Source organism: Streptomyces sp. NPDC107471 (assembly GCF_055582845.1).
This window is the reverse complement of the sequence record NZ_JBVJPC010000011.1, coordinates 292,443-305,883: the sequence shown is the minus strand read 5'-3', so window position 1 is coordinate 305,883 and position 13,441 is coordinate 292,443. Positions and strand designations below refer to the sequence as shown.

The window sequence follows — 13,441 nt, the reverse complement described above, 5'->3', positions numbered from 1 at the left end:
CCGCTACGACAAACGCGCCCGCCACTACCAAGCCCTGGTCACCCTCGCCTGCCTACGCCTCTGGCTGCCCTGACTTTGCGGACACGACCTAGGGCCTGATGTCCCGGATGGTCGGCCGCTTCATCGACACGGACTGATGGTCGTCCCCACCGCCGAGCTCGCGGCCTCGATGCCATCATGGGCAGCACACGCCGATGATCGCCCTTGTGCTTGGAGTCAGACAGTGTCCTCATCCTCGGCCATGCCCGCGGACCTTGTATCGAGCTACCGAGCAGTTGAGAACTTGCTCGCACGTTACGCAGAGCTCGTGGACGACGGCGACTTCGCAGGGCTGGGTCTGCTGCTCGCGGATGCCACCTTCTTCGGTAGCGGCACACCGGTGAGTGGCAGGGAAGCGATCGAGAAGATGTTCAAGGACACTCTGATCGTCTATGCCGACGGCACCCCACGAACCCAGCACGTCACCTCCAATATCGCCATCGAGGTCGAGGAAGAGACCGACACGGCGGTCGCACGCTCCTACGTCACCGTGCTGCAGGCGCTGCCCGACCTGCCGCTGCAGCCGGTGGCAGCCGGTCGGTACCGCGACCGCTTCGAGCGCCGCGGAGGGCAGTGGCGTTTCACCGAGCGGCGCGTCGACATCCGCCTCGTCGGCGATGTGAGTCGCCACCTCCAGCAGGCTGTCGCGCGACAATAGGTTCTTCCCGACTCGCGGAAGACGGATCTTGGACGTGAATGATCAAGGTTCCTGGGGCGGGGAGATCTTACGGACGAGCGCGGGCGGTGCCGGAGCCGCTGTAACCGAACGGAGCCAGGGCGGGGCGCCCGCCCGTTCAGCCTGGCAGCGGAACGGCCGGTACCGGATCCTCGCTGGGCCACAGTCGCTGGCCGATGCGAAGGGGCGATCAGGTGAACTGAGAGTCGACTCCGCGGTCTGCCGCGCCCACCAGCACGCGGCCGGGGCTCGCAGTAGGTCGATCACTGGCTAGGGGCTGCCCCACATGTCAGGCCGAGACTGTTGCCCTGGCTGGTGCGTGAGGGAGGATCAACGGCAACCTGGCCCATCACGCGTTCAAGAGGTAACTGTGGTTGACGGAGCGCAGACGTTCGAGCTCTTCCGGTTCGCAGACGCGGTCCAGAGTGTGGCTGTTGAGGTGACATGCGGTGCGCCTCTGACGATGGGCGAAGAGCGGTACTACCCAGCCGAGATCGTTCTGCAGAGTGACTTCGTCAGCGGTCGGGTCGGCCTGCAGGTATCGCATGGATCTTGACGAGTGGGAGCGTTGCCTCGATGGCCTTCAAACTGAGGAGGGAGCCGAGGGGCCGGCAGGTGGCCGCAGTGCATGGGTGGACGTGGTTCCTGCTGACCCGCTGGAGGTGATTGTGCACGGCTCGCCGTCGACGCAGATTGCGGTGCGTGTACCGATCGACGTCACTTCGGAGTGGCTGGAGGAGAACCGGCTGCGGTTGGATCGTGTCCGGGCGGCTTTGTCGGCGTCCTCGTAGGGCTCGTGGAGGGGGATCGGGTGGCGCTGCATGGGACGTACCACGGTTTCGGGCCGCAGCCGCTGGTCGCCTTCGACCTGTTCCGGGTGGACGCGGACGGCAAGCTGGCGGAGCACTGGGACGCGCTGACCCCGGTCGTGACGGACACCGCCTCCGGACGTACGCAGACCGACGGTGTCGCCGAGCCCGCGGACCTGGACGGGACCGGGGCCAACCGTGCGCTCGTCATGGAGTTCGCGGAGAAGGTCCTCAAGGGTGCCGACTACTCGGTGCTGACGGACTACATCTCGACCGACACGTATCTGCAGCACAACCCGGAGGCCGCCGAGGGTCTGGACGGCTTCGGCGCCGCGGCGGCCGAGTGGGCCGAGCAGGGCAGGAACCTCGTCTACAAGACCATCCACAGGGCCGTGGCCGAGGGTGACCTCGTACTTCTGCAGTCCGAGGGCGAGTTCGGGGTCCCGGTCGCCTACTGGGACCTGTTCCGCGTCGCCGACGGCAAGATCGTCGAGCACTGGGACGTCGTCGCTCCCATTCCGGTGGACCTTCCGCACACCAACGGCCTGTTCTGAACGGTCGGGTGGCGCCCGGCCGTGCCGTACCGAGGGAAGTGCAGACCGGTCGGCGAGAGTGGGTCGCCCTCGCAGCGGTGCGAAGGTGCAGAGCACCTGAGGCAGACTTCTCATTGCCTCAGGGCACTGATCCACTACATCACCATCATGGGCGTTGCGTGCCGGGCCCGGAAATGAGAGCCGTGACGCTTCCGTCCCGTAGAGCCGGTGTGCCGCTCGCCCTGGCGTACCTGGTGGTGGTGTTCGCCCTCGATTACGTGAGCGTCGAACGGGGCAAGGACGCCGCCGCCATCGTCCTCTCCGTGATCACCTTTCCCTCGGGCGTCGTGACGACGGTCGTGTTCCTCTTGGCCGCGGTGGTCTTCGGCTTCGACGGTTACAGCCCCGGGCCGGACACGTACGCGCCATCAGTGCACGCGATCGCGGGCCTCGTCCAGGTTCTTCTGATCTGGCTGGTGCTGAGAGGGCTGAGGAAGCGAGGGGCGAGCGCACGCCTCCAGGAACACTCGCGAGGCGCAGGTCCGAATTGATACGGCCGGACCTGCCCGCGCCCCAGCCGCCGACAGGGGACTTTCCCAGGTCGCCAGGGGATGCCAGATCCGTTCTCGCGTCCCACCCCACTCGCCGTAGCCGGGATGCGTCGTAGCGGCGCCCGCGTGAGGCTGAGCCCATGTCGGAGTGCCGCGTGAGCGTCACGCAGGATGAGGGCGGGCTGGAGGTGTGGCGGCGTTGAGTGCGCGCAAGAGCCGGCGCAACGGCAAGGGCAACGGCAACGGCGGCGGCCAAGACGTGGAAGCCGTCCTCGACGAGCTCTACACCACACCTCCGTCCGCCTTCGTCCCCCGGCGGGAGACGCTGGCCGTCGCGGCCAGGACAGATGGCCGGGCGGAGGACGCACGCCGGATCCATGCCGCCCGCCGCCCCACCCTCGCGGCGTGGGCTGCCAACCTCCTGTTGCGCTCCCAGCCGGAGGAAAGCCGACAGTTCCTGGAACTGGGGCGGGCGTTGCGCGAGGCCTACCGTGATCTGGACGCCGCCGGTCTCAAGGACCTGTCCGCCCAGCGCCGCCGTGTCGTTGCCGCCCTGTCGCAGCAGGCCGCCGCGCTTGCCCGAGAGGCCGGGCAGCGGCTGTCGGAGTCGGTCCAGCAGGACCTCGAAGCGACCCTGCGCGCCGTGCTCGCCGATCCGGACGCAGCCGATCAATGGGCGGGCGGCCGTCTGGTCACCGCCCTCACCCCACCCTCGGACTTCATGCCGGACACCGCACCAGCGGCCGAAAAGGTGAGCGACCGCAACCGCAGCCACCCACCCGCGCCCCGCCCCGCGGCACGCGCGTCCAAGAAAGACGAACTCGCCGAGCGGCGCCGCGCCCGCCAGGAGCAGTTGGACCGGGCCAGGGAAGCCGCCGAGGCGGCCGAGCAGCACCTGCAGGAAGAACGCGCACGGCAGGCCGACGTCGACGCCGAGCTCCAGCAGGCACGCGAACGCACCGAGCAGGCCCAGCAGCGGATCGCTGCCCTCGAGGAGCAGATGCAGCAGGCGCGCGAGGTGTGCCGGCAAGCCGAGTCCGCCCAGCAGGAGGCCGAGAAACGTGGCCGTTCCGCCGCCGACGCGCTCGCCCAGGCCGAGCGAAAGGCGCGCGAGAGCGCACAGCACGTACGCCGTCTGAAGGGCGGCACCGCCTAGACACACGGGGCCGGTGGCAGTACACGGTCGCCCCGGCTCCCTGCTACATCACGTGCAGGACGACCGGCCAGCAGCACAGGCGCGGGAGGGACCGGTCATGCCGCCCTCGCCTCCGAGCCGGTGCGTATCGCTGATCGCCCCCGGTGGCTGTGAGTGCCCCGCCCCGCCGCGGCGCCCTCCGCGACCCCGGCAGCACCCAATCACTATGTGTGATGTGTGTCACACCCTTAAAACCTAGTGCACACTAGGCATTGGGATTCATCATCGAGCCGCGCGGCTGAAACGTTTCGCACCCGTGGCGAACACATGGCCGTCCCGTCAACAGCGTGCTTCTCCCGCCCCCGCCCCCGCACCAGCGCCTTGCTGACCCCCGAAAGGAGCGGTCTCGTGACACCGACGTCGGCGAGCCCCTCGCTCGATGCAGCACCCGCCCCGCACCGTGAGAGGTGGACCCCGCGTCTCGCCGGTGTCCTGATCGCCCTCATCTGGCCCACGCAGTTGCTGGTCACCGTCGGCATCCTCGGCTCCAACGCCACCGCCGACGTGGCGCAGCACTTCCACACGACCCAGGTGGCCTGGTTCTCCCTGATCGTGACGCTGGTCTCCGCCCTGCTGAGCCCCTTCGTCATCAAGCTGGGCGACCTCTACGGCAAGAAGCGGATCATGCTGGTGATGATCGCGCTCGGGGTGACGGGCGACGTCGTCGCCGCGACCGCGGGCAGCTTCGAGCTGTTGCTGGTGGGCCGGGGGCTGGCCGCCTGCTACGGACCGTTCCCGGCCCTGTCCTTCCCCGCCGTGCGGGACATCTTCCCCGGCCGTCTGGTGAAGTCCGCCAGCGGCATCCTGGGCAGCAGCCTCGGCCTGGTCGCCCTGGTCTCGCCCTTCCTGGCGGGATGGCTGATCGACGACTGGGGCTACCGGGGAGCCATGTGGTTCATGGCCGCCGCCACCGCCGTCTCCTTCGTCCTGGTCGCCACACTGGTGCCCGAGACCCCGAAGCACGCCTTCGAGTCGGGCTTCGACTGGCTCGGCGGTCTGGTCCTCGGCGGCGGCCTCGCCGTCCTCGTCTACGCCGTGGGACAGGGACAGACCTGGGGCTGGGGGAGCGGACGGACAGTGGGCTGGCTCGCGGCCGGCCTGGTCGCGATCATCGGCTTCCTGTTGGTGGAACGGGCCAGTGCCCACCCCATCCTCGACCTGGGCGTCCTGCGCCGCCGCGCGGTGGCGACGACCGTCGTGTCCGGCGCCCTGGCCCAGGCGGTCGCCTACACCGCCCCCGTCGTGGCGATCCTGCTGGCGCTCTACCCGAACATCCCCGGCGTCTCGGCCGGCTTCGGCTGGACCGCGCAGCACAGCGCCACGGTCGGCGTCACCTGGAACCTGCTGCTGTTCGTCACGGGCCTGGTCGCGAGCCGTTTCCTGCGCGGGGTCGACACCCGGTGGATCTGGTGGGCCGGGCTCGCCACGATGGGCCTGGGCTTCCTGCTCGCCGGGTTCTTCCACGCCGACGCGACCGAGCTGACGTGGACGATGTGCGTGGCGAGCCTCGGCAGTGGTCTCGTCGTGGCCGCCGCCCCCGTACTCGTCGTGGGCGCCGTCTCCCCGGACGAGCAGGGTCTGGGCAGCGGCATGCTGACCATGCTCACCCACGTGTTCGGCGCGGCCTTCGGCGCCGCGATGTTCGCCGTGCTGGCCGCCGACAGCACCGTCCTCAAGGGCACCGCCTTCTACGGCGACGGCGGCTACGCCTCCGCCTTCTGGGTCGGCGCCCTGTTCAGCCTGCTCGCCCTCCTGATCGGCCTGTTCATCCCGGCCCTGCGCGAACCGGTGCAGGACCCGCCGTCGGCGGCCGCAGCTCTCTGAAAGCCCACCCCTCCTGGTCCGGCCCGGCCGCGCTCCCCGCGCGCCGGGCCTCCGGAAAGGCATCGATGTCGCACCACAGGACCACCGCCCGGACGCCCCCGACCGCCCTGACGCCCCGGACCGTCCGGACGCCCTGGACCGCCCGGACCGGCTGGACCGCACAGGTCATCACCCCGCACCTGCCGGACGGCGAGGCCACCCCGCTCGCCGGGCACGCCACCCCGCCGTACGGCGAGGCCGCCCAGGCCCCCATCCCGCACCTGGCGGACGGCGTGTCCACCCCACCAACCGCCGATACCACCCCGCCCCCCGCGCCGCCCCGCCCCGCCGCGTTGCTGCGCGACGAGTTCACCGTGCGGGCCGGCGTGCGCGCTGCCCATGTCACGGTCACCGCGCTGGGCGTCTACGAACTCGAACTCAACGGCGTCGTCGTCGGCGACCACGTCCTGGCACCCGGCTGGACCAGCTACCGGCACCGGCACCGCCACCACTCCTTCGACGTCACCGCGCTGCTGCGCACGGGACGCAACGCCTGGGGCGCCCATCTCGCGGACGGCTGGTACCGCGGCCGGCTCGGCTTCAACGGCGGCACCCGCGACATCTACGGCCCGGACACCGGCCTCCTCGCCGAACTGCGGATCGAGTACACCGACGGCACCACGCAGACCGTGGGCACCGGCCCCGACTGGCGCGCCTGCCACGGGCCGGTGCTCTCCTCGGGCCTCTACGAGGGCGAGCACCACGACGCCCGCCGCGAACGACGCGGCTGGAGCGAGCCCGGCCACGACGACGCCGACTGGCACCCGGTGCGCGTCCTCGACTTCGACACCTCCGTGCTGTTCCCCGCCGACAGCCCACCCGTACGCCGCATCGAGCACGTCCGGCCCGTCGCACTCACCCCGCTGAGCGGCGACCGCACCCTCGTGGACTTCGGCCAGAACCTCGTCGGACGCCTGCACATCCGGGTGCGCGGCGAGGCCGGCCGGACGGTCACCCTGCGCCACGCCGAAGTCCTCGACGAGAACGGCGAGTTGTGCGTGCGCCCGCTGCGCACCGCCGTCGCCACCGACCGGTACACGCTGCGCGGCGACCCGAACGGCGAACAGTGGGAACCGCGCTTCACCTTCCACGGCTTCCGGTACGCCGAAGTGGACGGCTGGCCCGGCGAGTTGACGCCCGACGACGTCACCGCGGTGGTCCTCCACAGCGACCTGCGCCGCACCGGCTGGTTCTCCTGTTCCGACCCCGACCTCGACCGGCTGCACGAGAACGTGGTCCGGGGCATGCGCGGCAACTTCCTCGACGTACCCACCGACTGCCCGCAGCGCGACGAGCGCCTGGGCTGGACCGGCGACGTCCAGGTGTTCGCCCCGACCGCCGCCTACCTCTACGACGTGCGCGCCTTCCTGCGGTCCTGGCTGCGCGACCTGGCTTCCGACCAGAGCCGCGACGAGCACGGCATCCCGCCGGTGTTCACACCCGAGATCCCCGTCATCGCCGACGTCCCGCTGCCGCCCGGCAACCCGCCGATGGCCGGCTGGTGCGACGCCGCCGTCATCGTGCCCTGGGTGCTATACGAGCGGTACGCCGACACCGACGTGCTGCGCGCCCAGTACCCCTCCATGCGGGCCTGGGTCGACGCCGTCGAACGCATCGCCGGCCCGGGCCGCGTCTGGGGCGAGGGCTTCCAGTTCGGCGACTGGCTGGACCCGACCGCCCCGCCCGAGGATCCCGGCAGGTCCACGACCCCATCCGACCTGGTCGCCACCGCGTACTTCGCCCGCTCGGCCCGCCTGCTCGCCCGCGCGGCCGACATCATCGGCGAACAGGACGACGCGGTCCGCTACGCCGAACTCGCCGACTCGGTACGCGCCGCCTTCCGGGCCCGCTTCCACGCCGGCGGCGGCCGCCTGACCGAGGAGACGCAGACGGCGTACGCCCTGGCCCTGCACTTCAACCTCCTGGACGGGCCGGTGGAGCGGGCCACCGCCGGTGACCGGCTCGCCGCCCTGGTCACCGCACACGGCCACCGCATCGGCACCGGCTTCCTCGGCACCCCCCTGGTGTGCGACGCGCTCACCGACACAGGGCACCTGGACACGGCGTACCTGCTGCTGATGCAGCGCTCCTGCCCGTCCTGGCTCTACCAGGTCCACCTGGGCGCCACCACCGTCTGGGAACGCTGGGACAGCATGCTCCCCGACGGGCGCGTCAACCCCGGCGAGATGACCTCGTTCAACCACTACGCGCTCGGCGCCGTCGCCGACTGGATCCACCGCACGGTCGCCGGCCTCGCCCCGGCCGCGCCGGGCTACCGGCGCCTGCTCGTCCAGCCACGTCCCGGAGGGGCCCTGACCTGGGCGAAAGCCGCGCACGAGACACCGTACGGACGAGCCGAGGTGTCCTGGCGCCACGCCGGGCACGTCCTGTTCGTCGACGTCCTGGTGCCACCCGGCACCACCGCCGACATCCGCCTGCCGGGCGCCGAACCGGTCGAGGCCGGACCGGGCCGGCACACCTTCCACGCCCCCCACCCCGCCCCCACGCACCACGAGGAGCAGCAGTGAACCACCCCTACCAGGACCCCGCCCGCACAGTGGGCGAGCGGGTCGCGGACCTGTTGCCCCGGATGACGGTGCAGGAGAAGGCCGGACTGGTCTTCCACCACGCGATCGGCCCGGCACCGCAGGCCGCGCCCGCCGGCCGCACCGCCGAACAGATGCTCGCCGAGAGCGGGATGACCCACTTCAACGTCCTCGGCGCGGCCGGACCGCGCGAGATGGCCGTCTTCCACAACCGGCTCCAGGAGCAGGCGGCCCACACCCGCCTGGGCATCCCGGTCACCCTCTCCACCGACCCGCGGCACGCCTTCACCGACAACCCGGGCACCGCGATGATGGCCGGCCCCTTCTCCCAGTGGCCCGAGACCCTCGGCCTCGCGGCCGTCGGCGACGCCGATCTCGTGCGCCGGTACGCGGACACCGTGCGCCGCGAGTACCTCGCCGTCGGACTGCGCGTCGCCCTGCACCCGCAGATCGACCTGGCCACCGAACCGCGCTGGGCCCGCATCTCGGGCACCTTCGGCGAGGACGCCGACCTCACCTCGCGCCTGGTCGCCGCCTACATCAAGGGCCTGCGCGGACCCGGCGATGGCCTGGGGCCGGACAGTGTGGCCGCGATGGTCAAGCACTTCCCGGGCGGCGGCCCGCAACTCGACGGGGAGGACCCGCACTTCGCCTACGGCAAGGAACAGGTGTACCCGGGCGGCCGGTTCGAGTACCACCTCAAGCCGTTCGAGGCCGCCATCGCGGCTGGGGCGACCCAGATGATGCCCTACTACGGCAAGCCGGTCGGCACCGAGCACGAGGAGGTCGGTTTCGGCTTCAACAAGGGCATCATCACCGGCCTGCTGCGCGAGAGGCTCGGCTTCGACGGCATCGTCTGCACCGACTGGGGCCTGGTCACCGACCAGCTCGTCCTGGGCGAACCGCACGCGGCCCGCGCCTGGGGCGTCGAACACCTCACCGCGGCCGAACGCGTCCTGCGGATCTTCCACGCCGGCGCCGACCAGATCGGCGGCGAGTCCTGCCCCGAGCTGGTCGTCGACCTCGTCCGGCGAGGCCAGTTGGAGGAGTCGCGCCTGGACGCCTCGGTCGCGCGGCTCCTCGCCGAGAAGTTCCGCCTCGGCCTGTTCGACGCGCGCCGCTACGTCGACCCGGACGCGGCCGAGGCCACCGTCGGCCGCTCCGACTTCCGCGCCGCCGGCGAGGAGGCCCAGCGGGCCGGCCTCACGCTGCTCAAGAACGGCGACGGCGTGCTGCCTCTGACTGGCGCCCCGCGCCTGTACGTGGAGGGCGTCGACCGTGCGATCGCCGCCGAGTACGCCGCCCTCGTCGACGACCCCGCCGAGGCCGACCTCGCGGTGCTGCGCCTGAACACCCCCTACGAGCCGCGCCCCGGCCTGTTCGAGTCCTTCTTCCACGCCGGACGGCTCGACTTCGACGGGGACCGGCTCAAGGAGATCCTCGCGCTGCTGGACACCGTGCCCACCGTGGTCGCCGTCCACCTGGAACGCCCCGCCGTCATCCCGGAGATCGCAGATCGCAGTGCGGCGCTGCTGGCCGCGTTCGGCGCGGGCGACCGGGCCCTGCTCGACGTCCTCTTCGGCCGTGCGGCTCCCCGAGGACGGCTGCCGTTCCAGTTGCCGCGCTCGATGGCCGAGGTCGCGGCGGGCCGCCCCGATGTGCCGCAGGAGAGCCGAGATCCGCTCTACGCGTTCGGCGCGGGCCTGAGGTACGCGTCGCCGAACTGAGCGCGGGGGTGTGCCACGGAGGCGCCGCCTTGTCCTGCCTGGGCGGCCCTCCGCAGGTCTTGCTTACAGACCCTTGCCGTCGGCGGAGATGGAACGCAGCAGGTGGTCCAGGTGTGAGCGCATGACCCCGATGAAGTCGAAGGAGCGGCCACTGGCGAGCCACTGCAGGCGCAGTCCCGAGTCGACGGCCGCGCACTCCCGGGCGATCGCGTCGTGGTCGAGGTCGGGCTTCAGCTCTCCGGTCCGGCTCCCGGTGCGCAGCCGCTCGGCCAGTTCGCGGACGCCCTTCTCCTGCCACTGGGAGAAGAAGTCGTGCGCGGGATGACCGGGCGCCGTGGCCTCGGCCGCCAGCACCACGGACAGCTCCACGATGCCCGGCATGCGCAGCGCGTCCTCCATGTCCTCGACATGGCAGCGGAACGCCTCCCGCACGGAGTCGGGGACGCGCCGCCAGCGCTCGTCGAGCTGGTGGTGCCAGTACTCCACGACCGCCTGGAGCAACTGTCGCTTGCCCCCGAAGTGGTGCAGGAGCCCGGCGTCCGTGATGCCGGCGTCCCGCGCGACGCGGGCCAGCGAGGTGTTGTGGTACCCGTCCTCGCCGAACCGCCGCATGGCCGCTTCCAGGATCTGCGGGCGCCTGGCCTGCCCCGCCGCGTAGGCACCGCGCGGCCCTCTAGGTGTCCCCATGGGGACAACGGTATCGGGCCTGCGGGTCCGGGCCGCGATCGCCTGTCGCCGGGGGGGGGGACCGGCCCAGCCCCAGATCATCGGCGCCCCAGACGCCTCGATGCAGCAGCTCAGGCCTGCCGTCATTGGCTACCGACCGTCGGGAATGATGCGCGGGGCACTCGTGTTGACACCACTGCATGACATGACCGAGTCAATGGACTCGGTGGTGGTGGAAGGAGTCCTCATGGCACGCAGCACCACGCGGCCCGTCGTCACGCTCAGGTCGACGGCCGGCACCGGCTTCACCTACGTGACGCGCAAGAACCGTCTGGCCGACCCCGACCGGCTGGTCGTGCGCAAGTACGACCCGGTGGCCGACAAGCACGTTCTGTTCCGCGAAGCACGATGACCCCCGCCTCGGTCGTCGACCGAGGCTCTGCAAGGAGGCACCACTCATGAGGTCCGGCATTCACCCCGTCTCCCGCCCCGTCGTCTTCCGCGACCGTGCGGCGGGCTTCCAACTGCTCACCCACTCCACGATCGACACCCAGCGCACGGTGGAGTGGGAGGACGGCACCACATACCCGGTCGTCGACGTGGAGATCTCGTCCGCGAGCCACCCGTTCTACACCGGCACGTCGAGGGTCGTGGACACCGCGGGCCGAGTGGAGCGCTTCGAGCGCCGCTACGGCCGTACCGCCGCCGTCCGCGCCTGACGCCCGAGCCGCCGACCCCGGCAAGACCCAGCAAGACCCGGCAAGACCCCGTAAGGAGGCCGCAATGAAGGTACGCAAGTCCCTGCGCTCGCTGAAGGCCAAGCCCGGAGCGCAGGTGGTGCGCAGGCGCGGTGTGACCTTCGTGATCAACAAGAAGGACCCCCGCTTCAAGGCCCGCCAGGGCTGACGCCACTGCACAGCGGCCCGGCATCGCGATCGCGGTGCCGGGCCGCTCTGGGATGTGCGGTCGGCGGGTTGTCAGTGGGGTCCGCTTGGATGGAGCCGTGTCTGTCCTTGAACTCATGCGTCAGTTGCCGGAGATCGCGGTCGTTCGTGACCGCTGCCGGGCCATGGCCGTCCTCGACGCGATCATGAGCCCGGAGTGGGAGTCCCGGTTCTACTCGTTCGACTCACGTTGGTCACCGACCGAGGAGATGGCCTCCATGCGGGACGGGGCCGGCAATGACTACGCGATCGTCTTCTCACAGGCAGGCGCGTATGCCCGCGGCTTCGATCACGAGTCGCCCATGAGCCCGTACCGTGTCACGCCTCCGACCCCATGGCCGGGGCTGTTCGACGGGGTTCCGGAGGTGTTCGTCCCCCACATCTCGGAGCCGGCGTTCAGCGGGCACGACGGGACACCACGGGTGACCGTGTGCTTCTGGCGTGAACAGACGGACTCCCTGTGGAGGACCGGGAGGGCCGAGGCCCTGCCCGCAGGTGTGGAGGACGGCGGCAGCGCAGAGTGGCTGTTCGATGTCCTGGCGGACGGCAGCCCCGAGGCGTATCAGCAGTTCGCGGAGGAGTACTACGAGGTCACGGTGGACATCGAGGCCGTCCGCCACGTCTATGCACTGCGGCCTCTCACGCAGAGCGTCGTGACAGCGCTGAACCCGGACGTCGACCTCGCTGACCTTGCGGAGGATCTGACGCAGATCGGATATCCGGTTCCCGAGGCTGACCCCGGTTCGCCATCGGACGCCTTGCGTCCGGGCGGATGATCGACGCGGGACGAGATACCTCGCGCGACTGGCCAGCCGCCAAGTAGCCCGCCCCTACGGGTCGTTCGCGAGGAGTCTCAGGGCTCCTGCGACACGGCAGCGGTGAAACGTGCGGCCAGTGCCTCCACCGCCGCCCGCAGTTCCGGCCCGCCCTCGACGCGGAACGCCAGCGGCAGTTGGGCCAGCCACTCCTGCGCGTACATCGTCGGATTCCGCGTGCTGCCGATGAGCACGCATCCGTCTCCCGAGGGTTCGAGTCGTCCCATGGGCGGGCGGATCGACGGCAGGACCTCGGCCAAAGGGGCGTCGAACACGACCCGGGTGGGGAACGTCCAGCCCTGGCCCAGGTTCTCCTCCAGTGCCGCCACCGGGTCGAGGCCCTCGGGCATCTCGAAGCCGTGGGCGGTCTCGCGGACCGCACGGACTCGATCGATCCGGTAGGTGCGGATCGCATTCGCGCGGTGGGAGTGGCACAGCAGGTACCAGCGGCCGTAGCGGACGACGACCGCCCAGGGATCCACCTCGGCCTCCCACTCGTTGCCGGACTCACTGCGGTACGTGATCCGCACCCGGCGTTGCACCGCGCTCGCCGCGACGAGCGTGCTCGTGAGGGCGGGATCCGGGCGGGACGCCTGGCGGTCGGGCGCCGCCGACGCGTGCTCGCGGAGGGCCGCCGCCTGTCGGCCGACGCTCTCGGGCAATGCCCGGATGACCTTGCCCAGGGCGGTGCCGACGAGGTCGTCGGCACCGGGGTCGGCGGCGGCCGGCTGACCGTCGAGAACCGCCATGACCAGGCCCAGTGCCTCGGGTTCCGTGAAGACGACCGGCGGCAGCCGCGCGCCGCGCCCCAGCCGGTACCCGCCGTAAGGGCCTCGGGCCGAGTGCACGGGAATGCCTGCCTCGCGGAGGATCCCGACGTAGCGGCGCGCGGCCCGCTCCGTGACGCCCAAGGAGGCGGCCAGCTCGTCGGCGGTCACTCCCGCGGTACGGGACTGGAGGATCTCGAGGGTGCGCAGGGCTCGCGCGGTGGGGCTGAGCTCGGTCGGCACCCGAGCAGATTAGGTGGCCGCGAGATATTCCGGAAGTTGATTGTCCGGAACTGGTCGTAACGTGACG

General features: G+C 71.0%; 13 protein-coding genes and 1 pseudogene. 12 read left to right on the top strand and 2 right to left on the bottom strand.

Going from position 1 to position 13,441, the window contains the following annotated elements; all coding sequences use genetic code 11:
- Positions 1 to 241: 241 nt before the first annotated feature.
- The 8 genes and pseudogenes from ACZ66S_RS33115 (at position 242) to ACZ66S_RS33080 (ending at position 9,939) form a co-directional block, all read left to right on the top strand.
- A complete protein-coding gene (locus tag ACZ66S_RS33115) occupies positions 242 to 697 on the top strand; it encodes a nuclear transport factor 2 family protein (protein ID WP_469905251.1) in 456 nt (151 codons plus the stop codon).
- 304 nt (positions 698 to 1,001) lie between these two features.
- A pseudogene (locus ACZ66S_RS33110) lies at positions 1,002 to 1,506 on the top strand (DUF5959 family protein).
- Between the two features lie 20 nt (positions 1,507 to 1,526).
- The gene (locus tag ACZ66S_RS33105) at positions 1,527 to 2,078 is read left to right on the top strand and encodes a nuclear transport factor 2 family protein (protein ID WP_469905250.1); all 552 of its coding nucleotides are present in this window, start codon (positions 1,527 to 1,529) and stop codon (positions 2,076 to 2,078) included.
- Positions 2,079 to 2,287: 209 nt separating this feature from the next.
- Positions 2,288 to 2,608, top strand: a complete 321-nt coding sequence (locus tag ACZ66S_RS33100; RefSeq protein ID WP_469905249.1) for a hypothetical protein — start codon at positions 2,288 to 2,290, stop codon at positions 2,606 to 2,608.
- Positions 2,609 to 2,807: 199 nt separating this feature from the next.
- Positions 2,808 to 3,764: a hypothetical protein gene (locus ACZ66S_RS33095; RefSeq protein WP_469905248.1), complete on the top strand. Its 957-nt coding sequence runs from the start codon at positions 2,808 to 2,810 to the stop codon at positions 3,762 to 3,764.
- Between the two features lie 387 nt (positions 3,765 to 4,151).
- A complete protein-coding gene (locus tag ACZ66S_RS33090) occupies positions 4,152 to 5,627 on the top strand; it encodes an MFS transporter (protein WP_469905247.1) in 1,476 nt (491 codons plus the stop codon).
- Positions 5,628 to 5,692: 65 nt separating this feature from the next.
- Positions 5,693 to 8,194 (top strand): family 78 glycoside hydrolase catalytic domain, encoded by a 2,502-nt coding sequence (locus tag ACZ66S_RS33085; protein WP_469905246.1) that lies wholly within the window; start codon positions 5,693 to 5,695, stop codon positions 8,192 to 8,194.
- A complete protein-coding gene (locus ACZ66S_RS33080; protein WP_469905245.1) occupies positions 8,191 to 9,939 on the top strand; it encodes a glycoside hydrolase family 3 protein in 1,749 nt (582 codons plus the stop codon). Before ACZ66S_RS33085 ends, ACZ66S_RS33080 begins: the two co-directional genes overlap by 4 nt.
- Positions 9,940 to 10,002: 63 nt before the next feature.
- On the opposite strand, the gene ACZ66S_RS33075 is transcribed toward ACZ66S_RS33080, so the two are convergent.
- The gene (locus ACZ66S_RS33075) at positions 10,003 to 10,626 is read right to left on the bottom strand and encodes a TetR/AcrR family transcriptional regulator (protein WP_469905244.1); all 624 of its coding nucleotides are present in this window, start codon (positions 10,624 to 10,626) and stop codon (positions 10,003 to 10,005) included.
- A 226-nt stretch (positions 10,627 to 10,852) separates the two neighbouring features.
- On the opposite strand from ACZ66S_RS33075, the gene rpmG reads away from it, so the two are divergent.
- The 4 genes from rpmG (at position 10,853) to ACZ66S_RS33055 (ending at position 12,325) form a co-directional block, all read left to right on the top strand.
- Positions 10,853 to 11,017 carry a 50S ribosomal protein L33 gene (rpmG, locus tag ACZ66S_RS33070; protein ID WP_469905243.1) on the top strand — a complete coding sequence of 55 codons (165 nt, stop codon included), beginning with the start codon at positions 10,853 to 10,855 and terminating at the stop codon, positions 11,015 to 11,017.
- 46 nt (positions 11,018 to 11,063) lie between these two features.
- The gene (locus ACZ66S_RS33065; RefSeq protein ID WP_469905242.1) at positions 11,064 to 11,324 is read left to right on the top strand and encodes a type B 50S ribosomal protein L31; all 261 of its coding nucleotides are present in this window, start codon (positions 11,064 to 11,066) and stop codon (positions 11,322 to 11,324) included.
- Positions 11,325 to 11,388: 64 nt separating this feature from the next.
- The gene (gene ykgO / locus ACZ66S_RS33060; protein ID WP_006130958.1) at positions 11,389 to 11,511 is read left to right on the top strand and encodes a type B 50S ribosomal protein L36; all 123 of its coding nucleotides are present in this window, start codon (positions 11,389 to 11,391) and stop codon (positions 11,509 to 11,511) included.
- Between the two features lie 163 nt (positions 11,512 to 11,674).
- Positions 11,675 to 12,325 carry a hypothetical protein gene (locus tag ACZ66S_RS33055; RefSeq protein ID WP_469905241.1) on the top strand — a complete coding sequence of 217 codons (651 nt, stop codon included), beginning with the start codon at positions 11,675 to 11,677 and terminating at the stop codon, positions 12,323 to 12,325.
- 77 nt (positions 12,326 to 12,402) lie between these two features.
- Here ACZ66S_RS33055 and ACZ66S_RS33050 read toward each other — a convergent pair whose 3' ends face one another.
- Positions 12,403 to 13,374 carry a helix-turn-helix transcriptional regulator gene (locus tag ACZ66S_RS33050; protein WP_469905240.1) on the bottom strand — a complete coding sequence of 324 codons (972 nt, stop codon included), beginning with the start codon at positions 13,372 to 13,374 and terminating at the stop codon, positions 12,403 to 12,405.
- Positions 13,375 to 13,441 lie beyond the last annotated feature (67 nt).